The organism is Erythrobacter sp. WG, assembly GCF_026586795.1.
Taxonomy (GTDB): Bacteria; Pseudomonadota; Alphaproteobacteria; order Sphingomonadales; family Sphingomonadaceae; genus Erythrobacter.
This window is the reverse complement of the sequence record NZ_JAPFGY010000025.1, coordinates 1-22,042: the sequence shown is the minus strand read 5'-3', so window position 1 is coordinate 22,042 and position 22,042 is coordinate 1. Positions and strand designations below refer to the sequence as shown.

General features: G+C 69.3%; 22 protein-coding genes. 10 read left to right on the top strand and 12 right to left on the bottom strand.

Annotation, left to right across the window (positions count from 1 at the left end; genetic code table 11):
• The first annotated feature begins 95 nt into the window (after positions 1–95).
• The 6 genes from OPU67_RS12545 to OPU67_RS12520 are packed head-to-tail and all read left to right on the top strand — an operon-like array spanning position 96 to position 6,008.
• Positions 96–2,933 carry a monovalent cation/H+ antiporter subunit A gene (locus OPU67_RS12545; protein WP_267620083.1) on the top strand — a complete coding sequence of 946 codons (2,838 nt, stop codon included), beginning with the start codon at positions 96–98 and terminating at the stop codon, positions 2,931–2,933.
• On the top strand, positions 2,930–3,328 hold the full coding sequence (locus OPU67_RS12540) for a Na+/H+ antiporter subunit C (RefSeq protein ID WP_267620081.1): 399 nt from the start codon (positions 2,930–2,932) through the stop codon (positions 3,326–3,328). The genes OPU67_RS12545 and OPU67_RS12540 overlap by 4 nt, the downstream gene beginning before the upstream one ends.
• Positions 3,325–4,842 (top strand): monovalent cation/H+ antiporter subunit D, encoded by a 1,518-nt coding sequence (locus tag OPU67_RS12535; RefSeq protein ID WP_267620079.1) that lies wholly within the window; start codon positions 3,325–3,327, stop codon positions 4,840–4,842. Before OPU67_RS12540 ends, OPU67_RS12535 begins: the two co-directional genes overlap by 4 nt.
• Entirely contained in the window at positions 4,839–5,330 is a 492-nt protein-coding gene (locus OPU67_RS12530) for a Na+/H+ antiporter subunit E (RefSeq protein ID WP_267620077.1), read from the top strand. Before OPU67_RS12535 ends, OPU67_RS12530 begins: the two co-directional genes overlap by 4 nt.
• Positions 5,323–5,592, top strand: coding sequence for a K+/H+ antiporter subunit F (locus OPU67_RS12525; RefSeq protein WP_267620075.1), 270 nt, complete (start codon positions 5,323–5,325; stop codon positions 5,590–5,592). The genes OPU67_RS12530 and OPU67_RS12525 overlap by 8 nt, the downstream gene beginning before the upstream one ends.
• Positions 5,589–6,008, top strand: coding sequence for a Na+/H+ antiporter subunit G (locus OPU67_RS12520; RefSeq protein WP_267620073.1), 420 nt, complete (start codon positions 5,589–5,591; stop codon positions 6,006–6,008). Before OPU67_RS12525 ends, OPU67_RS12520 begins: the two co-directional genes overlap by 4 nt.
• 66 nt (positions 6,009–6,074) lie before the next feature.
• Here OPU67_RS12520 and OPU67_RS12515 read toward each other — a convergent pair whose 3' ends face one another.
• From OPU67_RS12515 to OPU67_RS12505, 3 genes are all read right to left on the bottom strand, one after another.
• A complete protein-coding gene (locus OPU67_RS12515) occupies positions 6,075–6,842 on the bottom strand; it encodes a hypothetical protein (RefSeq protein ID WP_267620071.1) in 768 nt (255 codons plus the stop codon).
• A gap of 55 nt (positions 6,843–6,897) precedes the next feature.
• Positions 6,898–7,170 (bottom strand): hypothetical protein, encoded by a 273-nt coding sequence (locus tag OPU67_RS12510; RefSeq protein WP_267620069.1) that lies wholly within the window; start codon positions 7,168–7,170, stop codon positions 6,898–6,900.
• A 192-nt stretch (positions 7,171–7,362) separates the two neighbouring features.
• A complete protein-coding gene (locus tag OPU67_RS12505; RefSeq protein WP_267620067.1) occupies positions 7,363–8,259 on the bottom strand; it encodes an SH3 domain-containing protein in 897 nt (298 codons plus the stop codon).
• Positions 8,260–8,440: 181 nt separating this feature from the next.
• Between OPU67_RS12505 and OPU67_RS12500 the strand changes: the two genes are divergently transcribed.
• Positions 8,441–9,625, top strand: coding sequence for a hypothetical protein (locus OPU67_RS12500; RefSeq protein WP_267620065.1), 1,185 nt, complete (start codon positions 8,441–8,443; stop codon positions 9,623–9,625).
• A gap of 19 nt (positions 9,626–9,644) precedes the next feature.
• Here OPU67_RS12500 and mtnP read toward each other — a convergent pair whose 3' ends face one another.
• Positions 9,645–10,511, bottom strand: a complete 867-nt coding sequence (gene mtnP / locus OPU67_RS12495) for an S-methyl-5'-thioadenosine phosphorylase (RefSeq protein ID WP_267620062.1) — start codon at positions 10,509–10,511, stop codon at positions 9,645–9,647.
• 35 nt (positions 10,512–10,546) lie between these two features.
• On the bottom strand, positions 10,547–11,251 hold the full coding sequence (locus tag OPU67_RS12490) for a glutathione S-transferase family protein (protein ID WP_267620061.1): 705 nt from the start codon (positions 11,249–11,251) through the stop codon (positions 10,547–10,549).
• 190 nt (positions 11,252–11,441) lie between these two features.
• Between OPU67_RS12490 and OPU67_RS12485 the strand changes: the two genes are divergently transcribed.
• From OPU67_RS12485 to OPU67_RS12475, 3 genes are all read left to right on the top strand, one after another.
• Positions 11,442–12,869, top strand: coding sequence for an aldehyde dehydrogenase family protein (locus OPU67_RS12485; protein ID WP_267620059.1), 1,428 nt, complete (start codon positions 11,442–11,444; stop codon positions 12,867–12,869).
• Between the two features lie 189 nt (positions 12,870–13,058).
• Positions 13,059–14,252 carry a phosphotransferase family protein gene (locus tag OPU67_RS12480; RefSeq protein ID WP_324255368.1) on the top strand — a complete coding sequence of 398 codons (1,194 nt, stop codon included), beginning with the start codon at positions 13,059–13,061 and terminating at the stop codon, positions 14,250–14,252.
• A gap of 4 nt (positions 14,253–14,256) precedes the next feature.
• Positions 14,257–15,543, top strand: a complete 1,287-nt coding sequence (locus tag OPU67_RS12475) for an acyl-CoA dehydrogenase family protein (RefSeq protein WP_267620055.1) — start codon at positions 14,257–14,259, stop codon at positions 15,541–15,543.
• A gap of 92 nt (positions 15,544–15,635) precedes the next feature.
• On the opposite strand, the gene OPU67_RS12470 is transcribed toward OPU67_RS12475, so the two are convergent.
• The 7 genes from OPU67_RS12470 to OPU67_RS12440 all read right to left on the bottom strand — a co-directional run.
• Positions 15,636–16,595: a bile acid:sodium symporter family protein gene (locus OPU67_RS12470; RefSeq protein WP_267620053.1), complete on the bottom strand. Its 960-nt coding sequence runs from the start codon at positions 16,593–16,595 to the stop codon at positions 15,636–15,638.
• 321 nt (positions 16,596–16,916) lie between these two features.
• Positions 16,917–17,666: a sigma-70 family RNA polymerase sigma factor gene (locus tag OPU67_RS12465; protein WP_267620052.1), complete on the bottom strand. Its 750-nt coding sequence runs from the start codon at positions 17,664–17,666 to the stop codon at positions 16,917–16,919.
• Positions 17,663–19,708 (bottom strand): flagellar biosynthesis protein FlhA, encoded by a 2,046-nt coding sequence (locus OPU67_RS12460; protein ID WP_267620135.1) that lies wholly within the window; start codon positions 19,706–19,708, stop codon positions 17,663–17,665. The genes OPU67_RS12465 and OPU67_RS12460 overlap by 4 nt, the downstream gene beginning before the upstream one ends.
• A 65-nt stretch (positions 19,709–19,773) precedes the next feature.
• Positions 19,774–20,793: a transglycosylase SLT domain-containing protein gene (locus OPU67_RS12455; protein WP_267620051.1), complete on the bottom strand. Its 1,020-nt coding sequence runs from the start codon at positions 20,791–20,793 to the stop codon at positions 19,774–19,776.
• A gap of 119 nt (positions 20,794–20,912) precedes the next feature.
• Positions 20,913–21,287: a flagellar protein FlgN gene (locus OPU67_RS12450; RefSeq protein WP_267620050.1), complete on the bottom strand. Its 375-nt coding sequence runs from the start codon at positions 21,285–21,287 to the stop codon at positions 20,913–20,915.
• Positions 21,288–21,291: 4 nt separating this feature from the next.
• Positions 21,292–21,588, bottom strand: a complete 297-nt coding sequence (gene flgM / locus OPU67_RS12445; RefSeq protein ID WP_267620048.1) for a flagellar biosynthesis anti-sigma factor FlgM — start codon at positions 21,586–21,588, stop codon at positions 21,292–21,294.
• A gap of 97 nt (positions 21,589–21,685) precedes the next feature.
• Positions 21,686–22,042, bottom strand: a 357-nt coding sequence (locus OPU67_RS12440) for a flagella basal body P-ring formation protein FlgA (RefSeq protein WP_267620046.1), incomplete at its 5' end; no start/stop codon positions are given.

Genomic DNA, 22,042 nt, shown 5'->3' with positions numbered 1-22,042 from the left:
TTGAGGCGAGACGCTCGTCTATGCCGACCGGGACCGCCATCCCGGCTTTCCGCAACGACGCCCGATCACCCAAGGGAAGGACCACGAGCGCCGCCATGGCTGTAGCCTTGACGCTTCTGACGCTGGTGTTGCTTCCCTTCGCGGCCGCGCTCGCCATCGCGCTGCTGCATGGGTCCCCGCGCGCGGTGCATTCGGCCATCGCCGGCGGGGCGAGCGCAGGGGGCCTCGCACTGCTTGCCAGCCTTTCCGGCCCTGCGCTGGGCGGCGGCGCTATCCCGCAGGCGAGCTGGTCCTGGGTCCCGGCGCTGGGCCTCGACCTCGCGCTGATCGTCGATCCGCTGGGGTGGCTGTTCGGCCTGCTGATCCTCGGCATTGGCCTCCTCGTGGTGATCTTCGCCCATGCCTACCTCTACAAGGACGAAGACACCGGGCGCTTCTTCGCCAGCCTGATGCTGTTCCAGGGGGCGATGCTCGGGATCGTCATCGCCGGCAACGTGCTGCTGCTGCTGGTCTTCTGGGAGATGACCAGCCTCGCCTCCTTCCTCCTCATCGGCTTCTGGCAGCACAAGGCCGAGGCGCGGCAGGGGGCGCGCATGGCGCTGGCGGTGACCGGGGGCGGGGGTCTCGCGCTGATCGGGGGGATGGTGCTGCTGGGCCTTGCGGCGGGGAGCTTCGACCTGCGGGCGATTCTCGCGAGCGGCGACGTGGTGCGCGCCTCGCCGCTCTACCCGGCGATCCTGACCCTGGTCCTGATCGGCTGCTTCACCAAGTCCGCGCAGTTCCCGTTCCACTTCTGGCTTCCCCACGCGATGGCCGCACCCTCGCCGGTCAGCGCCTACCTGCACTCGGCGACGATGGTGAAAGCCGGCGTCTTCCTCCTCGCCCGCCTGTGGCCGGTGCTGGCGGGGACCGAGCTCTACACCGTCACCGTCACCAGCGTCGGCCTGGTGACGATGATCCTCGGCGCGGTCGTCGCGCTGTTCCGGCACGACCTGAAAAGCATCCTTGCCTACTCAACGATCAGCCAACTCGGGATGCTGGTGATGCTGCTCGGCTTCAGCCTCGAGGCGGCGGCGATGGCTGCGGTGCTGCACATCCTCAACCACGCCGCCTTCAAGGCCGCGCTGTTCATGAGCGCGGGGATCGTCGAGCACGAGACCGGCACGCGCGACATCCGCCGCCTCGGCGGGCTCGCCACGGCGATGCCGATCACCGCCGTGATCGCAACCCTCGCCGCCGCCTCTATGGCGGGTCTGCCGCCGCTGGGCGGGTTCATCTCCAAGGAGCTGATGCTCTACCAGACTCCCAAGCTCGCGCTGTTCGGCGTCGCCTGGCTGCTGCCGGTGCTGGCGACGCTGGGTGCGACCTTCTCGGTCGCCTATTCGCTGCGCCTCGCGCTGCATCTCTTCTTCGGGCGCCCGCGCGAGCCGGAGCCCTTCGCCCGCGCGCATGATCCGGGCGCGGGGATGTGGGGCGGTCCGGCGCTGCTGACGGCGCTGGCGGTGCTGCTCGGGCTCGTACCGATGAGTCTCGCCGCCCCGCTGGTCGCGGCGGCGACGGGCGCGGTGACGGGCGGCGCGACGCCCGTGGTCGAGCTGGCGCTGTGGCACGGGCTCAACCTCGCGCTCGCGCTCAGCCTTGCAGCGGTGATCGGCGGGATGCTGCTGATGGGGCTCCACCACCGCCTCCTCGCCGCGTGGGAGCGCGCGCCGCTGCCCGATGCCAAGCTGCTGTTCGACCTCGTGATGCGCTTTGCCGACACCTGGGTGAGAAAGGCAATCGTCGCCACGCACACGCCGCGGCTCCAGATCATGCTCTTCGTCACGTTCGCCGTCACCGCGCTGCTGGTGATCGACGGCGCGATGAGCGGCGGGGTGCTGACCGGCGCGCGCACCGGCATCCCGGCGAGCGTTCCGGGCATCGTCGCCTGGGTGCTCCTGATCGGGGCGACGGCAGCGGTGGTGAACGACAGCGCCAACCGCTTGCGGGTGCTGATTTACATCAGCGTGATCGGCCTCGTCGTGTCGCTCGCCTTCGTCCAGTTCTCCGCGCCCGACCTCGCGCTGACCCAGATCTCGGTCGAGGTGGTGACGGTGCTGCTGCTGCTGCTCGCCTTGAACCTCTTGCCCAAGAACCCGCCCAACATCTCCAGCGTGCCGCGCAAGTGGGCCGACGCGGGGCTGGCGATCACCGGCGGGCTGCTGGTCGGCGGGATCGCTTGGGCGATGCTGACCCGCGATCCTGGCCCGAGCATCGCCGCCTATCACCTCGCCAATGCCAAGCCGGGTGGGGGCGGGACCAACGTGGTCAACGTGATCCTCGTCGACTTCCGCGGCTTCGACACTTTTGGCGAGATCATCGTGCTGGGCATCGCCGGCCTCGGCATCTTCGCGCTGCTCGACACCGCCGCGATCGGGGCGGCCGGCGCACGCCTGCGCGCCTGGCGGGACGAAATGCCGCGCTCTCCCGAACGCCATCCGATGATGCTGGTCGCCGCGAGCCGGATCATCCTGCCGCTGACGCTGATGGTCGGCATCTTCCTGTTCCTGCGCGGTCACAACCAGCCGGGCGGCGGCTTCATCGCCGCGCTGGTCGTCGCGATCGCCTTCCTCGTCCAGTATCTCGCCGCCGGGTTCGACTGGTCGGATGCGAGGAAACCCTTCGGCGAGCACCAGCTGATCGGCTGGGGCATCCTCGCTGCCTGGGCGACGGGCGTCGGCGCAATGCTGCTCGGCGCGGACTTCCTCACCTCGTGGTTCGACTATTTCAGCCTGCCGCTGATCGGCAAGTTCGAACTGGCGAGCGCGATGCTGTTCGACACCGGCGTGTTCCTGACCGTGGTCGGCGCGGTGATTCTGGCGCTGGCGCAGCTCAGCCATGTCTCGCAGCGCGCCGCGCGCGCCGCCGGCACGGCGGAAGGGGGCCAGCCATGACCTACGAATTCATGGTCGCAAGCGCGATCGGCGTGCTGGTCGGCGCGGGGATCTACCTCGCCCTGCGCGCCCGCACCTTCCAGGTGGTGCTGGGCCTCACGCTGATCTCCTATGCGGTCAACCTGTTCCTTTTCGCGAGCGGCCGGCTGGTCGTCGGCCGCCCGCCGATCTGGGACGCAGGCGTGAGCGAATACACCGATCCGCTCCCCCAGGCGCTGGTCCTGACCGCGATCGTCATCACCTTCGGCATGACCGCCTTCGTGGTGATCCTTGCGCTGCGCAGTTTTCTCGAGACCGGCAGCGACCATGTCGACGGCGACAAGGTGCCCTGCGACCGGCAGGATGGGCTTGGCGACGCGCCCCAAGGCGATGGCGGGCAGGAGACCCGCCTGTGAGCTGGGCGGCGCACCTCACCATCCTGCCGGTGCTGATCCCCGCGCTGGCCGGGCCGCTCGCGCTCTTGGCGATGCTGCGGCGGCGAGTGCTGGCGGTGGGCATCGGGCTCGCCTCGCTGCTGTCGCTGCTGGCCTGCGCGCTGGCGCTGCTTGCCGAGGCGGGCGACGGGACGATCCGGTCCTATGCGCTCGGCTCGTGGCCGGCGCCTTTCGGCATCGTGCTGGTCGCCGACCGGCTCGCGGCGATGATGCTGGTGCTGACCGCGGTGCTGGCGCTGATCGCCTTTTCCCACGCGGTGCTGACCCGCGCCGATCGCAAGGGGTGGCACTTCCACCCGCTGTTCCAGTTCCAGCTGATGGGCCTCAATGGCGCCTTCCTCACCGGGGACCTGTTCAACCTCTTCGTGTTCTTCGAGGTGCTGCTGATCGCCTCCTATGGCCTGATGCTGCACGGACAGGGCGCGGGCCGGCTGAAGGCGGGGGTGCAATATGTGGTGGTGAACCTTGTCGGCTCCTCGCTGTTCCTGATCGCGCTGGGGATCCTCTATGCGCTGACCGGCACGCTCAACATGGCCGACATGGGGCTGCGGGTCGCGGCGGTGCCGGCGGCGGACCAGGGGCTGCTGCGAATCGGCGGGTTGCTGCTGGTGAGCGTCTTCGCGCTGAAGGCGGCGGTCGCGCCGCTGCACCTGTGGCTGATGCGGACCTATGCGGTATCGACCCCGGCGGTCGCCGCGCTGTTCGCGATCATGACCAAGGTCGGGGTCTATTCGCTGATCCGCGTCGTCCCGCAGGTGTTCGGCGAGGGCGCGGGCGCGGCCGCCTGGGTGCCGGCGCCCTTCCTCCTCCCCGCCGCGCTGGCGAGCGCCGTGATCGGCTTTGCCGGGGTGTTCGTCGCCCGCTCGATGGCCGAGCAGGCCGCCTATGCGGTGATCGGATCGACTGGCACGCTGATGATCGCGGTCGCCGGATGGAGCGCCGAGAGCCTCGGCGCCGCGCTCTACTACCTCGTCCACTCGACCTTGGCGGCGGCCGCGCTGTTCCTCGTCGCCGATGTCGCGGCGCGGCGGCGCGGGAGCTTCGGCGATGCGGCAAGCCCCGGCCCGGCCTTCGCCGGCAGAGGCACGGTCGCGCTGATGTTCATGGCCGCCGCGATCGCCGCCTCCGGCCTGCCGCCGCTGTCGGGCTTCATCGGCAAGCTGCTGATCCTGAAGTCCGTTGCCGTCCTGCCCGACTGGGGCTGGGCGTGGGGCGTGATCCTCTGCACAACCTTCCTCGGCGTCGTCGGCTTCGCGCGGGTGGGGAGCGCGGTGTTCTGGAAGTCCGCCGATTGCGAGGTGCCGCCCGCCCCCGCGACCCGCCATGACCTCGCCGCGCCCGCCATCGCGCTCGCCCTGCTGGCGGCGTGGTCGGTCGGCGCGGGCTGGGCGAGCGGCTATGCGGGCGCCGCCGCCGCGCAGGTGCTCGACCCCGCGCAGAGCGTCCGCGCGGTGCTCAAGGACGCCGTGTCATGACCCGGCGACTGCTTCCCCACCCCGGCCTCAGCGTTTTGCTGGTAGTGATGTGGATGGTGATGGTCGGCGAGGTCAGCTTCGGCGCGCTGTTCCTCGGTATCGTGTTCGGGATCGTCGTGCCGATCTTCACCGCGCCGTGGTGGCCGGGCCGCCCGCGGGTGCGGTTCGTCCCGGCGCTGTCCTATGCGGGCATCGTGCTGTGGGACATCCTCGTCGCCAATGTCGAGGTCGCCTGGATCATCCTCTTCAAGCGCACCCGCGATCTGCGCCCCGCCTGGCTCGCCATCCCGCTCGAGCTCGCCAGCCCCGAGGCGATCACCGTCTTCGCCGGCACGATCAGCCTCACCCCCGGCACGGTCTCGGCCGACGTTTCCGCCTGCGGCCGTTACCTGCTGGTCCACGCGCTCCACGCGCCTGATCCGGCCGCCGAGGTCACCAAGGTCAAGACTCGCTACGAAGCGCGGCTCAAGGAGATCTTCAGTGATTGAGGGAGCGCTCGCCTTCGGCTTCGCGGCACTGGGCCTGGCATTGGCGATGAACCTGTGGCGCCTGTTCAAGGGGCCGGGGGTGGCGGACCGCATTCTCGCGCTGGACACGATGGTGATCAATGCGATCGGCCTCATCGTCCTGATCGGCATCGCGTCCGACAGCGCCACCGCCTTCGAGGCCGCGCTGCTGCTGGCGATGGTGGGCTTCGTCGGCACGGTCGCCTATGCCAAGTTCCTGCTGCGGGGGGATATCATCGAATGAGCACCGCGACCTTTGCCCAATGGCTGGTCAGCGCGCTGATCGTGATCGGCGGCAGCTTCGCGCTGATCGGCAGCTGGGGGCTGGTGCGCCTGCCCTCGCTGATGGAGCGGCTGCATGGGCCCACCAAGGCGACGACGCTGGGGCTGGGCGCGCTGCTGGTCGCTTCGGTGGCGTGGTTTCACCTCGCGCGCGGGACCTGGACGACGCACGAGCTGCTGGTCTCGGTGTTCCTGTTCATGACCGCGCCGATCAGCGCCAACATGATCGCCAAGGTCCACCTCCACCGCCTGCGCCAGCACGAGCCGACCGCGCCTGCCGGCCCCGCCGGAACGCCCGCGCCGCCGCCGGGCGGCGTCGACTGGGCGACCCACGAGGTCCCGCACCGGGGCACGCCGGGCGATTTCGTCGGCGACTGAGTCTGGCCGGTCCGGCGATGCGCGAGCAGATTGAGGCGATAGGCCTCTGATCGTTGCGGGCGCTGCTTACCGCCCCGGCTTGCGCGTTTCCCGCGTCATGTAGACGAAGGTGATGATGCTAAGGCTCTCGTTTTCGCCGTCGCGTGTCTTCAGGTCGGTAACGACGTAATCGTGCATGTCGTAGAAGGCTTCGTCGGTCACCACCAGCCAGGTGTCCGAAACCCTGCCCCGAGTCGCTCCGTTGATCGACTGCCAGTTTCGTGACCGGCGGTTCGGCATCGCGGTCCATAACCATTGCCGCCAACCCTCGGTCCTTTCGAAACCCTCGCGCTGGCCGACATGCCGTTGTGTCCCGCGGCCGCGGAACATCGCGGAGATCCGGTCCGGCAGTCGGGCATGATCCTCGCCGCCGATCACCGCAAGGGTGCAGCGGTTCTCGCGCAGACCTTCGCGCGACGCGCGGGTATCGAACTTGATCGCAAGCGTGTGCCTGCGGTCCTCGTCCACCAGTCCGAACGCGGGTACGCTTGCATCGGCGATGCCGAAACGTGCCCGCGTCTCCTCGTCGAGCGGCTCCCAGACCGGATCATCCTCGGGCGGGGCGGAGCGCCCGGCGAGACGGTTGGCATCGAAGCAGTAGCGCTGCAAGTAGCCGATCGCGTCCAGCCTGGCAGGTGGGGCTCCCGTGCGCCGGGAGACGACGATCTCGTCGAGCCGATCCGGGATGGTGACCTGATTTGGCAGGACATCCGCCACCTGCGCGTGCGGGACGCTCGCGATAGAAGCCGCCGCAGCACAGCCAATTTTCAGCAGAGTGCGGGGCGGTCTGGTCATTATCTCCTCGTGGTGCGTCCCTACCCGTGGAGTGAGGTGAGCGATCCCAACGGTATCACAACGAGGTCGCCGCGCCGAGCATCGCCATCAGTTCCGGATCATGCTCGGAAGGCGTGGGGATAACGGCATCCTCCAGCGCGTGAACGATGGGCGAGGGCTCGCGCGTCGCCGGAAAGGCGGCGTCGAAGTTCCTGACCATTGCGCGGGCAAGCGCGCCTTTGGCTTGCATCGGGCCGACCTCCTGCGCGGCATCGGCGGCTTTGCTTTCCCACCGGCAGTCGTCGTCGGTGACCATGTCGGCAAGGGCCCAAGGGCAGCTCCGCGTCACGGGTCAGGTTGGTCGGAAACCGCTCTATGCCTCGAGCAAGGCGGTCATGCCGCTCATGTCCGCGCGGCCGAGCCGCACGAGGTAACCGGCCTCGTCTCAGGCCACCCAGTGGCGAGCCACGTAGCCGCGTTCGTGATCGACGGCGGCACTATCAGCACCATCTGAGGCGAGCGCGGCGGCGCCCGGCGCGCCCTACCGGCAGGAGGGGTGAGCGCGGATGTCGACCACGTCCTCGACCCGGCCGTTCGTCGCTGCCATCTGGATGCACTGGGTGGATTCGTTGCGATACCAGATCGTGTAGTCCGTCCGCCCCGAGCCAAACCGGTCGACATCGCGGAAGCCGCGCTGGCGCAACGTGCTTTCGGCGTTTGCGGTGCGTTCGCCGACGAGGTCGGAGAAGCCAACCGGATAGGACCCGCCGCCCGATCCGCCCCAGCCGCCGCTCCCCGATCCGCCCTGCCCGCCGACCGGGCGCAGGTAGCGGTCGCGTGCCCAGCCGCTGATGCGCCGGTCGATGGTCGTCACCTCGCACCAGCTTTCGCCCTTGGTGTTCTCGCAGCCGTAGTTGCGAAGCCGCTCGCCCTCGCGCACTTCGCCGGCCACCCGCGCATCCTTGTCGGGCTGGCGGAAGATGCGCACCCGGCCCGACTGGGTGCCGGTCGCCTCGACGTCCTGCCAGTCCTGCTGGTATTGCTCGCGGTGCTTGTCCTTGTCCTTGCGCGAGAGCAGCAGCGCGCCGATCGCCACCGCCCCGATCGCGCCGGCGATCAACGCCGCATCGCTGCCGCCGCCCTTCTCGCCGCAATCGCTGGCGCGCGCGTCCCTGATGTCCGAGACCCGGCTGCGGATCACCTGCACGGCGACGCAATCCTTGTCGCCCCGATGCCACCAGTAGTCGGTCCCGGCGAAATCGTTGCGGTCCCCGCGGGCGAGCGTGAAGCCCCGGCGTTGCAGCTCGATCCGCGCGCGCGCGGCGGTCTCGCCGTTGAGGTCGCGCAGCGAATCCGCCTTGCGCGCCGCGACCGGTGCCGCGACCATCACTGCCACCGCCGCATAGGCCGCAGCGCGGCCCGTTCTGCCAAATTTCATCCGAAGTCCCCCCACTGGCCGAGCCATCCCCGGAGCGAAGGCTACCACGGTTCGATCCCGACCGGAAGCATCTGCGCGTGCAGCGCAGCCTGTCGGCAAAGGTCCGAACCGATTGTTAAGGATGATCGGCTAAGCCTCGCTCGCGGCCCCATGAGCGCGCCGCCAGCGGAAGGGTGAGGCAATGGACACGCAAGCCACGGCAATCGGCGACCTGCTTGCCCGTCCGGCGGCGGCGGCCACGACGGCGCCCGCTCCGGCCCCGACGCGCCAGCCGGGCTACCTGTTCGGCCCGGTCACCGATTTCCTGTGTCTGGGCGGCTCGTCGCTGCTGCTGCTGCCGTTCCTCTACCTCCTGCCCGAGGCGCGCTTCGGGGCACCGATCGCAACCGCGATGCTGCTGCTCGCGAACCTCGTCAATCACCCGCACTTCGCGCACAGTTACCAGATTTTCTATCGCGGCTTCGCGGGCAAGGCCTTCGGCGGCACGCTGGGGCGCGAGATGCAGGCGCGTTACCTCTTTGCGGGGCTGATCGGCCCGGCGCTGCTCGCGGCGTTCCTCGCCTGGGGCGCGCTGGCGGCGGACACGCGGCTGCTCGGTTATGGCGCCAATATCATGGGCCTCGCGGTCGGCTGGCACTACGCCAAGCAGGGCTACGGGATGCTGATGGTCGACGCGGCGCTCAAGCGGCGCTTCCTCGACGAGCGGACCAAGAAAGTGCTGGTCGCGAACTGCTACGCCGTGTGGCTCGCCGGGTGGGTGGGGCTCAACATCGCGGTCAACAAGGAGGACCTGTGGGGCCTTGCCTATTACAGCTTCGCCCTGCCGCAGCCGCTCTATGTCCTCACCGTCATCGCCGCCATCGCCACCACCGCAGCGAGCCTCTGGGTCCTGGCGATGCACTGGAAGGCCAAGGGCACGCTGCCGGTCAACGGCGTCGTCGCCTACGGGGTGAGCCTTTACCTGTGGCTGCTGTTCGTGACGATCAACCCGCTGTGGGGGCTGGTGGTCCCGGCGCTCCATTCGCTGCAATATCTGACCGTGGTGTGGCGCTACCAGCTCAATTACGAGCGCGCGCAGCTCGCCTCGGACGATTACCGCAAGGGCTCGCTGGTGCGCGCCGTGTTCGGCGCCAACCCGGCCGGGCACATGGCGGCGTTCGTGCTGACGGGCGCGGTGCTGGGCTATCTCGGTTTCTGGGGCATCCCGATCCTCGCCGAGGGGCTGGTCCCCTATGACCGGCAGGCGATCGCCGGGGCGCTGTTCCTGTTCGTGTTCTGGATCTTCATCAACATCCACCACTACCTGCTGGACAACGTGATGTGGCGCCGGGAGAACCCGGACACGCGGCTCTACCTGTTCGGCTGAGGGCTGGTCGCGCCCGCGCTCAGGCGAACAGCCGCCGGGCGACCGCGTCGAGCTTCGCCATCAGTTCCGGATCGTGCTCGGAAGGGGCGGTGATGACCGCATCGTCGAGCGCGAAGTCGATGGGCGACGGCTCGCGCGCCTCGGGCAGGCTCGCGACAAGGGTCTTCACCATCGCCCGGGCGAGCGCGCCGTTGGCCTGCATCTGGCCGACCACCTGCGCGACGTCGACCGCCTCGCCTTCCCGCCAGCAATCATAGTCGGTGATCATCCCGACCAGCGCATAGGGCAACTCCGCCTCGCGGGCGAGCTTGGCCTCGGGCATGGCGGTCATCCCGATCACGTCGGCGCCCCATTGGCGGTACATCCGGCTTTCCGCGCGGGTCGAGAACTGCGGGCCTTCCATCGCGAGATAGGTCGCCCCGACCGCGACCTTGCCGCCTGCGGCGTGGATGGCGTGGGCGGCCATGTCGGACAGGCGCGGGCAGACCGGATCGGCCATCGAGACGTGGGTGACGAAGCCGCTGCCGAAGAAGGTGCTGGGCCGCGCCACGGTGCGGTCGATGAACTGTTCGACCACGGCAAAGCGCCCGGGCTCGAGCTCCTCGCGCAAGGAGCCCACCGCGCTGATCGCGAGAATATCGGTGCAGCCCGCGCGCTTCAGCGCGTCGATGTTGGCGCGCGCGTTGAGCTCGGACGGGCTCACCGGGTGCCCGCGCCCGTGGCGGGGGAGGAAGCGGACCTTCACCCCGGCGAGGGTCCCGAACAGGATCTCGTCCGAAGGATCGCCCCACGGCGTCTGAACCGCGATCCACTGCGCGTCCTCGAGCCCGTCGATGGCGTAGAGGCCCGATCCGCCGATGATCCCGATGCACCATTCGCTGGCCATGCGCCGATATGTCCTGTGTCTTGGGGATGAGGGGCTTAGGTCAGGTCGAAGGGCTGCGGCAAGGCCTTGCGCGCGATCCGCTCGGCGGCGGCGAAGGGCTCGGCGATCAGCGGCAGCGCCTGCATCGCAGCGATATGCGCGGCAAGGCCCGGCCAGCGGTCGAGCGAAATCGTCGCGGCGAACATCATCTGCATCAGCACGCAGGCGACCGAGATGTCGGCGATCGACAGGGCATCGCCCGCGAAGAAGGCCCTCCCGCCGAGCCGCGTCTCGAGCACGTCGAGCACCGGCGGGACCTGGTTCGCCCAGGCCTCGCGCGCCTTGTCGATCCCCGGCGCCTCGCCCTTGCCGAGCGGGACGAAGATCGCCCGGAAGATGCCCACCCCGCCCGCGACGGCAAGCGAGGTGTCGGCATATTCCTCGATGAACAGCGCCTCGCCGAGCGCCATCGGGTCATCCGGGTAGAGGGCGGGCGCGGGGTGCTTCTTCTCGATCGCCGCGCAGATCGCCGAGCTGTCGACGATGGTGCCCGCCCTGCCTTCTACCCCCACCGATCGGTCGCGCAGCACCGGGATGCGCTTCAGCGGGGAGATGTCGCGGAACCAGGCGGGAGGATCGAAGATGTTCACGCCCTCGATATCGTAGGGGACGCCCTTGGCGATGCAGACGCCCATGACCTTGCGCGTGAAGGGCGAGAGTGGGCTGCCGTAGATGAGATAATCGGGGCGGGGATCGGTCATGCGGGCGGCTCCTCTCGTTGTCTTGTGCCGTCTCCATAGGCCGCCCTGCGGCAAGCGCAATCGTCAGGTCGCGGGCGCGGCGCGGCGCGCCCCGGACCATTGCAGCAACCCGATTGCGTTTTCGGATGCAACGCGCCAACCTTGGGCCGAGAGGGACGACTCCCCATCGGACGAGAGAGAGGACACACCCATGGTCACGCAGTACAAGAACCTCATCGGCGGCGAGATGGTCGGGGCCGACCGCTGGCTCGACGTGGTGAACCCCGCCAACGAGCAGGTGATCGGCCAGGTGCCGGCCTGCGGCAAACCGGAGCTCGACAAGGCGGTCGCCGCCGCGCGCGCCGCCTTCAAGACGTGGAAGAACACGCCCATCGAGGAACGCCGCGCCGCGATCCAGGCGATTGCGGGCGCGATCAAGGCCAATGCCGACGAGCTTTACCGCCTGCTGACGAGCGAGCAGGGCAAGCCCCACGATCAGGCACGCGGCGAGATCTACGGCGCCGCCGCGATGAGCGCCGCGCAATCGACCTTGAGCCTCGACGACGAGATCACCGAGGATTCGGACAAGCGCCTCAGCCGCACCCGCCGCGTGCCGGTGGGCGTGGTCGCGGGGATCGTGCCGTGGAACTTCCCGGTGATGATGGCGATGCAGAAGATCGCGCCCGCGATGCTCTCGGGCTGCACCATCGTTCTGAAGCCCTCGCCCTTCACCCCGCTGACCACGCTCAGGATCGCCGAGCTGATCGCCCCGCTGGTGCCCCCCGGGGTCGTCAACATCATCACCGGCGAGGACGATTTGGGCCCGCTGATGACCAGCCACCCGGATATCGACAAGATCACCTTCACCGGCTCGACCGCGACGGGCAAGAAGATCATGGAAGGCGCGAGCGCCGACCTCAAGCGCATCACGCTGGAGCTTGGGGGCAACGACGCTTCGATCGTGCTCCCCGATGCCGATCCCAAGAAGGTCGCCGAACAGCTGTTCTGGTCGAGCTTCTCGAATGCCGGGCAGATCTGCGTCGCGGCCAAGCGCGTCTATATCCACGAGGACATCTATGACGAGCTATCCGCGGCGATCGTCGAATACGCCAAGACCGTGAAGGTCGGTGACGGCAGCGAGCAGGGCACAGGGGTCGGCCCGATCCAGAACAAGAAGCAGTATGAGCGCGTGCTGGAGCTGATCGAGGACGCGAAGGCGAACGGCTACAAGTTCCTGCTCGGCGGGAATGTCGACCCGAGCGGCACCGGCTACTTCGTGCCGCTGACCATCCTCGACAACCCGCCCGAAGATGCGCGCATCGTCGCCGAGGAACAGTTCGGCCCGGTCATGCCGCTGATGAAGTTCTCCTCGGAGGAAGAAGTCATCGCCCGCGCCAACAACTCCGAATACGGGCTTGCGGGGGCCGTGTGGACCGGCAATCCCGAGAAGGGCGTGGCAATCGCCGAGCAGCTCGAAACTGGCACGGTGTGGATCAACGAATTCCTTCACCTCTCGCCGTTTGCGCCCTTCGGCGGGCACAAGCAGTCGGGCTTCGGCGCCGAATATGGCAAGGAAGGCCTCAAGGAGTTCACCTATTCGCAGGTGATCACCGTGAAGAAGGACGCCGTCACCGCCTGATTTGTGGCAATGACGGTTGATGAATTGAGCGCCGGGCTGGCGCGGGTGTGTGCCCGCGCTGGGCTCGGCGCTTTGTCGTCGGAGCCGCAGCGCCTGACCGGCGGGGCGGTGATGGAGAGCTGGCGCTTTTCCGCAGGCGGTGGAGCCCCCACCCCCCAGCCCCCTCCCCGGGGGGAGGGGGAGCAGTTCGTGCTGCGCCGCGCGCCGAGCCTCGCCTTCATGGAGGGGCGGCCTTACGGGCATGCAGTCGAGGCTGCGCTGATCGAGGCCGCGCGCGCGAAGGGCGTCACCGCGCCGGAGGTGGTCGCGGTGCTGGAAGAGGGCGACGGGCTCGGCAGCGGCTTTGTGATGCGCGCGCTGCCGGGAACGGCCGATCCCAAGGTCATTTTGCAATGTGACGATCCGGGCACGCTGCTGCGCGGCATCGCTCGCGATCTGGCGCGCATCCATCGTTTGCGGCAGGGCGATGTGCCCGGGGGCATGCCGGTGATGGATTACCGCGCAGCCATCGCCGACCTCAAGCAGCAGTTCATGGACGCGGGCGGGGATCGCCCGATCATCGCGCTGGGCCTCAAGTGGCTGGAGGACCATTGCCCTGAGCAAGTCGAGCCCGTCCTCAACCACGGCGATTACCGGATGGGCAATCTGCTGGTCGAAGGCTCCACACTGACCGGCGTGCTCGACTGGGAACTCGCCCATTTCGGCGATCGCCACGAAGACCTCGCCTTCGGCTGCATGGCCGTGTGGCGCTTCGCCCGCTACCACCGGCCCGCGCTGGGGTTGGGGAGTATCGAGGACTATCTCGCCGCTTATGAGGCCGAGGCGGGGGTGACCATCGACCCGGCGCGCTTCCGCTTCTGGACCATCTACCGCACCGTCTGGTGGGCGCTCGGCTGCCTAAAGATGGCGGCGCAATGGCGCTGGGGCGCGGACCGGATGCTCGAACGCGTGGTGATCTCGCGGCGGACGAGCGAGCAGGAGCTCGACCTGCTTCTGCTGCTTGAGGAGGATGCGCCGACGGCGGAGCGAGCGCGTCAGGTGCACGAACCCGACTTGCTCGCTTTGCCGGTTGGCGAAGCGACATTCGGGGAACTGGCCGTCGCGATTTCTGAATGGTTGGGCACCATCAAGCCGCATCTCTCAGGCCACGATCTGTTTCAACTCGCCGTCGCGCGCAATGCGTTGGGCATGATCGCGCGCCAGAGTACCTTTCACGCCGAATGGTCGAGCGAATGGGCCGAGAATTTCTTGAACGGGTCGGTGAGATTGGAGGGAGGCTGGTTGTCGGTTCTCCGCCGCGAGGCCTTGGATAGGGCCGCAATAGATTGCCCCAAATACCCCGCGCTGGCTCATGCGCGCAAAAAATGGACCGGAGAGGAATAGCCGCATGGACTTCGCCATCCCCGCCGACCTGCAAGCCTATCTCGATGAACTCGACGCCTTCATCGCCGCCGAGATCAAGCCGCTCGAACAGCAGGACGACAATATCCGCTTCTTCGACCACCGCCGCGAATATGCGCGCACGGATTTCGAGGCGGGCGGGCTGCCCCGGCACGAGTGGGAGGAACTGCTCAAGGAAGCCACCCGCCGCGCCGACAAGGCCGGCCATTGGCGTTTCTCCGCGCCCAAGCGCTATGGCGGGAAGGACGGCAGCAACCTCTGGATGGCGGTGATCCGCGAGCATTTTGCGCGTATGGGCCTCGGGCTGCACAATGACTTGCAGAACGAGCACAGCATTGTCGGCAACTTCCCCTTCGTCGCCATGTTCGACCAGTGGGGGACGGAAGAGCAGAAGCAGGAATTCATCACCGGCGGGTTCGAACGCACGCGGCGCGTCGCCTTCGGGCTGACCGAACCCGACCATGGCTCGGACGCCACCCACATGGAGACCCATGCGGTGCGCGAGACCCATGACGGCGTCGACGGCTGGCTCATCAACGGCGAGAAGATGTGGATCACCGGGATGCACGTCGCGACCCACTGCGCGATGTTCGCGCGCACTTCGGGCAAGGCGGGGGATGCGAGCGGGATCACCTGCTTCCTCGTTCCCAACCCCACCGAGGGCCTCAAAATCGAGGAGTGGCTGTGGACCTTCAACATGCCCACCGACCACCCGCGCCTCAGCGTGCGCGATGTCTGGGTGCCCGACAGCGCGATCCTCGGCGTCGAGGGCAGGGGCCTCGCGCTCGCCCAGAGCTTTGTCCACCAGAACCGCATCCGGCAGGCGGCGAGCAGCTGCGGCGCGGCGCTCTATTGCATCGATGAAAGCGTGAAATACGCGCGGGAGCGCAAGCCCTTCGGTGAGGAGCTGGCGCGCAATCAGGCGATCCAGTTCCCCTTGGTGGAACTGGCCACCCAGGCGGAAATGCTGCGGCTCCTCATCTTCAAGACTGCGTGGGAGATGGACAATATGCCCCACGAGGCGATCGAGAAAACTATCTCCGACAAGGTCTCGATGTGCAATTACTGGGCGAACCGGCTGGTGTGTGAAGCGGCGGACCGCGCGATGCAGGTCCACGGCGGCATCGGCTATTCGCGCCACAAGCCCTTCGAGCACATCTACCGCCACCACCGACGCTACCGGATCACCGAAGGGTCGGAGGAGATCCAGATGCGGAAGGTGGGGGCCTATCTGTTCGGCTATCTCGGGCCGAAGCGGGGGATGTACGGCTAACCCCATTGCGAGTCCCCGCGCAGGCGGGGATCTCGGGCAAACTGGCGCAAGGCCGAGAGAGGTCCCCGCCTGCGCGGGGACTCACGGGTTGTCTACCGCCGCCGCCAAATCCCCGCCAGCAGGCTCCCGATCAGCACGTGCCACACCGCCGAGATCGCCGCCGGCACCGGCGCAAGCGCGGCTTGCGTCGCATTGGCGAATTGCGCGGCGAAGGCAGGGGTCTTGGCGAGGCCTGACCCGAGGCCCGAATTCTGCATCCCCACCTCGATGCTGATCGTGCGCGCCTCGATCTCGCCCAGCCCCAGAAAGCGCGCCAGCAGATAGCCCAACCCGAAGCCGAGCGCGTGGAGCAGGAAGGTCGCCAGCAGCAGCACGCCCGCGTGCTCCATGATCTGCGCCTTGGAGCCGCCGACGATCCCGCCCACGATCAGCACCACCAGCACGATCGCGACCAGCGGCAGCACGCCGTTCACCGCCTCCGCGGCGCGCGGAAACAGGCGGTTGAGCAGGGTGCCCAGCACCACCGGCACCAGCACCACCGCGATCATGTTCACCAGCAGGTTGAGCCGGTCGATCTCGACATAGGCCCCCGCCAGCCACCCCGTCAGCAGAGGGGTCAGCACCACCGCGGCGAGCGTCGAGGCCATCGTCATCGCCACCGACAAAGCCACATGCCCGCGCGCGATATAGGTGACGATGTTCGAGGCCGTGCCTCCCGGGCAGCACGCCACCAGAATGAGGCCCACCGCCAGCCCCGGCTCCAGCCCCAGCACCCTTGCCACGGCAAAGCCCGACAGCGGCATCACGGTGTATTGCAGCGCCACGCCCGCCACAAACGCGCGAGGCATGTTCAAAAGCCCGCGATAGTCGTCGAAGGTCAGCGTCAGGCCCATCGCCAGCATGATGACCCCCAGCGCGAGGCTCAGCAGCGGCTGCCCGGCAAAGCGGATGCTGCCGTCGGTCATCCAGGTGAAGGCGGATGGGACAAGCCACGCCAGCGCGACCCCCGCGAGCGTCAGCGCAGCGAAGTTATCGGTGATCCTGCGCAACATCGCCCGCTCCCTTAGGTCCGCCCCCATCCGGCGAACCGCTCTAGCATCTGCGCCGGGGAGGGCCAGTCCCATGCGCAGGCGAGCGGCGGTCCGTAGGATTCTCGCCGTCGGGGGATGCAGGAAGTGTCACCGGGCGGCGGTGCAAGGCCAGCCCAGCCCGCCGGGCCCGGGCCGCGCGGGCCGCACTCGGCAGTGCCCATGGCTCGCGGCGGCAGACCGGGCCAGGGCCGCCCCAGACCCCGCTTCGCCGCCCACAGACCCCCGCCAGACCCCCTCCAGACCCCCTCCAGGGTGCCGCCAGGTGCCTGTCACGCGGATGTTTCACGTGGAACAATCGGCCTCGAGCAGCGCCCTCAAATCCTTCAGCGCCTTGGCCCGCAATTGGTGGACCCGCGGCACGCTGACCTCCAGCACGGCAGCGATTTCGGTGAGGTTCAGCTCCTCGACGAAGAACAGCTGGAGCACCAGTTTCAGCCGGTCGGGCAGCCGGATCATCGCCGCGATCAGCCGCTCGCGGTCCTCGGCCGCGCACAGCGCCTCGAAGGGGTCGGGATCGTCGCTGGCGAAGGCGAGGCTGGTCTCGTCATAGGCGTCCTCGATCGGGGTGAGGCGGATGCCCGAGGCTTCGATCGCGAGCAGTTCGGCATCGGAAATATCAAGGATCTGAGAGAGTTCCGCGCGGCTCGGCTCGCGCCCCAGGGACCCGCGAAGCGAAGCGAGCGCCCGCTCGTAGGCGGCGCGGCGGGCGCGCGCGGTGCGGCTGTCGTGCGCGGTGCGGCGCACCTCGTCGAGCATCGCCCCGCGCACCCGGATCTTGGCATAGGCGGCAAAGCCATCCTCGGTCGGCCCGGCGTGGCGCTGCGCGCATTCGGTGAGCGCGAGGATGCCGACCTGCACGAGGTCCTCGATCTCCAGCCCCTCGCGCCCCCGCCCGTTGATGTGCCAGGCGGTGCGGCGGACGAGCGGGAGGAAGCGGCGCACCCGGTCCTCGACCTCGGCCCGCGATGGGGCGTAGGGCTGGACGGCAAACCCTTGAGAGGCAACGCCGAATTGGCTGTGATCGTGCTTCACGCGGCCAGCTCCGCGGTCAATGCCGGGGGCTCGTCAGGCGCGCCGATGACGCCCACCACCGCGATCGGCTGGCTCGGCGGCAGCTCGGCGATGGACAGCACCAGACAGCGCGGGCAGCGGGTCCTGAGCAGCCCGGCGAGGGCGCGGCGCGCCGGGGGCTGGACGATCAGCGCGATCGGGCTCCCTTCCGCATCCGCGATCCGCCCCGCCTCGCGCACGATCATGCTCCCGCAATCAGGCTCGATCAGCGGCTGGCCGGTGGCCGGATCGTGCATCCCGCCAAGGATCGCCGCCTCGAGCCCTGCGTCGAGTGTCACCACCTTGAGGGTTTCGCCCGGCGCGGCGATCCGGGCGACCAGCCGGGCCGCCATGTCGGCCCGAACGGCATCGATAACCGCCTCGAACTCCGACGTTTTCTGGAGCGCCAAGGCGAGCGAGGTGAACAGCGGCTGGGGATGGGCAAGGCCGATGCCGTCGGCGATCAGCGCGCGCAGGGTGCGGGTCAGCGCGGCGAGCGGCAGGGGATCGGGATGCACCGCCTCGACCAGCGCGGGCGAGCGGGCCTTCAATCCTTCGACCCATTCGCGCACCTCGTCGGGGCCGAGCAGCTGGTGCGCCTCGGCGAGCAGCGCCTGGTTGGCGTGGGTGGCGATGACGGAGGCCGGGTCGACGACGAGGAACCCCTCGGCCACGGCATGATCGCGCGCGGCCGGGGCGATCCACAGCGCCGGACAATCGAAGGAGGGATCGCGGGTCGGCTCGCCCGTCAGCCCGTGCCCGGGGCGCACCTCGCCCGCGTCGATGGCGAGCAGCTTGCCGGGCCGCACGCTCCCGCGCGCAATGCTCACCCCGCCCATCAGAACCGCATAGTCCTGTGCGGCGAGATCGAGCGAATCCCGGATCCGGAACTGCGGGAGGACAAAGCCCAGGTCGCGCGACAATTGCTTGCGGATGCCGGTGATGCGGGTGACCAGCGGGGCGCCTTGCGCAGGCTCGACCAGCCCGACAAGCCCGTAGCCCAGCTCGAGCGTCACCAGCGTCGCATCCGCCACGTCGGCGAGTGCGATGTGATCGGGGGCGACCTCCTCCACCGGTTCGGGGACGGGTGCAGGCCGTGCCGCGCGCGCCTTGAGCCGCCACCAGATCGTGCCCGCAATCGCAGCGGCGGGCAGGAAGATCACCTGCGGCATGGCGGGCACCAGCCCCACCGCGCCGAGGATCAGCGCCACTGGCAGCCACCCGCGGGGATCGGCGAACTGGCCGCCGATCTGCCCGGCAAGGTCGCGGGCGTCGGAAACCCGGGTGACGATCGCGGCCGCCGCAATCGAGAGCAGCAGCGCGGGCACCTGCGCCACCAGCGCATCGCCCACCGCGAGCGTGACGTAAGCCTCGCCCGCCTCGGTTGCGCTGAGGCCGTGGCTCAGCATCCCGATGGCGAAACCGGCGACGATGTTGACCCCGAGGATCAGCAGCGCCGCCATTGCGTCGCCCTTCACGAACTTGCTGGCACCGTCCATCGAGCCGTAGAAATCGGCCTCGACGGTGACCTCGCGGCGGCGCTCGCGCGCTTCGTCGGCAGTGATGAGGCCTGCGGCGATATCGGCATCGATCGCCATCTGCTTGCCCGGCAGCGCGTCGAGCACGAAGCGCGCCGAGACTTCCGAGACGCGGCCCGCGCCCTTGGTGATGACGATCATGTTGATGATCATCAGGATCGCGAAGACGAACAACCCGACGACGAAATTGCCGCCCACGAGGAAGGCCGCAAAGCTTTCGATCACGTGCCCGGCGGCCGCGCCCCCCTCGTGCCCGTGGACCAGCACCACGCGGGTCGAGGCGACGTTGAGGGCGAGCCGCAGCAGGGTCGCGAACAGCAGCACGGAAGGGAAGGACGAGAAATCGAGCGGGCGCCGCGCGTTGAGCGCCACCATCAGCACCGCGATCGAGATCGCGATGTTGAGCACGAAGAAGATGTCGAGCAGCACCGCCGGGATCGGCAGCACCATCAGCGCCAGCAGCGCGAAGATGCCGACCGGCAGCATCAGCGCCGCCGGCACCGTGCCGAACCGGGCGAGGCGCGCGGCGGGGGTGACAGCAGCGGCCGGGGTCACAGGCCGAGCGCCTTCAGCCGGTCATAGGCGCGCCGCACCTGGCGCGGAACCGCGGCGGGATCGCTGCCGAAGGTGTTCCCCAGCACGTCGGACATGGCGGGGCGCAGGCGCGTTCCCGGCACGGATTGCTGGGTGAGCGGCGGCGGGACGCCGGGGCCGAACACCGCCTCGTCGGCGATGAGGTAAGGCGTCTGCGCGACCCCCGCGCTCGGCGCCGGGCCGCCGGTGCGCGGGTAATCGGCGCGCACGAAGCGCACCTGCTGCCCGTCGCTCGCCCGGGCGAGCGCGCGGTCGAGCTTGCCGGCGATCACGCTCATGACCTGTGCCAGGCTGCGCGGGCTGCCGTCGGGGCCGTAGAAGATGCCCCGGTTGGCGGCCGCCGGCCGGGCGAACAGCGCGGCGGCGTTCTGCGAGGGATCGGCTTGCAGTTCGGACAGGAACCGCCCCGCGCCCCCCGCGCCGAGAAAATGGGCGAGGTAGAGCTCGGCATGGCTCGGCTGGCGTCCGAGGATCGGCATCAGATAGGCGCGGTTGTCCTCGGCGAGCCCGGCGGCCATGAAGGAGGCGACCTGCGGATCGTTGCGCAGCGCGAGGATCGCCTCGCGCTGGCCCGGGTCGGCGACCCAGGCGTTGCCCGAGGCGGTCATGTCGATCCGGTCGGCCAGATCGCCGAGCCCGAAGCGGTGGCCGTGGCGCTTCATGGTGCCGAGCCACGTGCTCTCGATGAACTGGTAGAGCCCGGTCGCGCTCGAGGTTGCGGCGCGGGCGGCGGGGTTCATCGCGGATTCGACCTCGGCCTGGGCGAGGAGGAAGTTGAAATCGATGCTGGTGCGCTCGGCCGCGCGGGCGATCGCCGCCTCGACCGGGCCTCCGGCTGCGGTCGTGATCTGGCGATCGGCCGGGATCGTGCGGCCCTCGATCTCGGCCCGCGCCGCGGCATGGATCTGCGCGGCGCCATCGAAGCCGGCGCGGATCGAGCCCGCAGGAAGGCTCGGGAAGGGGATGGGCTGGCTCACGCGTCCTCCGCCAGTGTCGCGTGCCGCGGGGGTGCGGCGCGCTTGTCGCGGGAGAAGCAGCAAGGCCCGTGCCAAGTGGAGTGCGGGGCGGACCGTCCGTGGCCGCGCCCGACGGCGCCTCAGGCGGTAGGGCCCCGCATCGCGGCGTAGGTCGCCCGCGGCATCAGGCGCCCACCGCCCAGCGCCTCGATCCGCGCGGCGACATTGGCCGCCAGCAGGTTGCGGACCCGGCGGTTGACGTCGTTCAATTGGCGCGCGGTTTCCGCGAGGCTGCGGGTCTCGCCGTCGACCAGACCCAGCGGGCCCAGCGCGGCGAGCGCATCGCACAGCGCCTCCTTGTCCTGCGCGGCGCAGACCAGGCTGTCGGCATCGAGCGCGGCAAGCGCCTGCCGCTCGCGTTCGAGCACGGCAATCATCTGCCGCAGGTTGCCGGCCAGCGGATCGGTGTTCGGCACAGGCTCGGGCCGGCGGGCGGGGACGAGGGTCTCGGCCACGTGCTCAGCTCCGCTCGGGGATCGAGAGGCTGACCTGCGCGGCGATCATCGCGTCGGCGATCCGGGTCGGCACCAGCGGGTAGGAGCCGTCGCGCAGCGCCGCGCGGATCGCCGCGACGCGCTCGGCATCGACCGGCGGCGAGGGCGTGGCGCTGGCGGCGGCGACCTCAAGGCTGATCCCCGGCGTGCCGGATGCGGCAGTGGGCGCAGCGGCGCGCGTTTCGACCTGCGCGCGCTCGCTGGCGGTCGGGGCGCGGGCCGCGCCGACGCTCGGCAATTTGCTCAGTTCGACGGAGGGCATGGCGTGGGTGTCCTTCGATCAGGTTTCTGCGGGCGAGAACGGCAGCGTGGGCGCGGGTTTAAGGGGGGGCGTTGCAAGGCGGGTCCGGGGGCGCGGCTCACCCCGCCGGGATGACGGCGAGGCCGGGCCGCTCGATCCGCGCGCGCAGGGCCTCGGCCTTCCTGTTGCTGCGCACGAGGATCCAGTCGCCGACGGCGCCGCCTTCCAGCGCCTCGCCCGGTTGCTGGACGGTGAAGCCGCGCCCGCGCACCATGACGGTGATCGCCTCGCCGCGCTTGACTGACGGGGCGCCAGCGCGGGCGGCGACGGAGGTGCCCTGCGCGGGTGCGATGGCGACGAAGATGCGCCAGGGCGTGGGCCCGGGGCACGCGACCTGCACCGCCGTGCGGGCGGGGCTGTGCCAGCTCACCGCCAGCGCTCCGCCGCACGGGGCGAGCTGGAGGCGGGGGTCGGC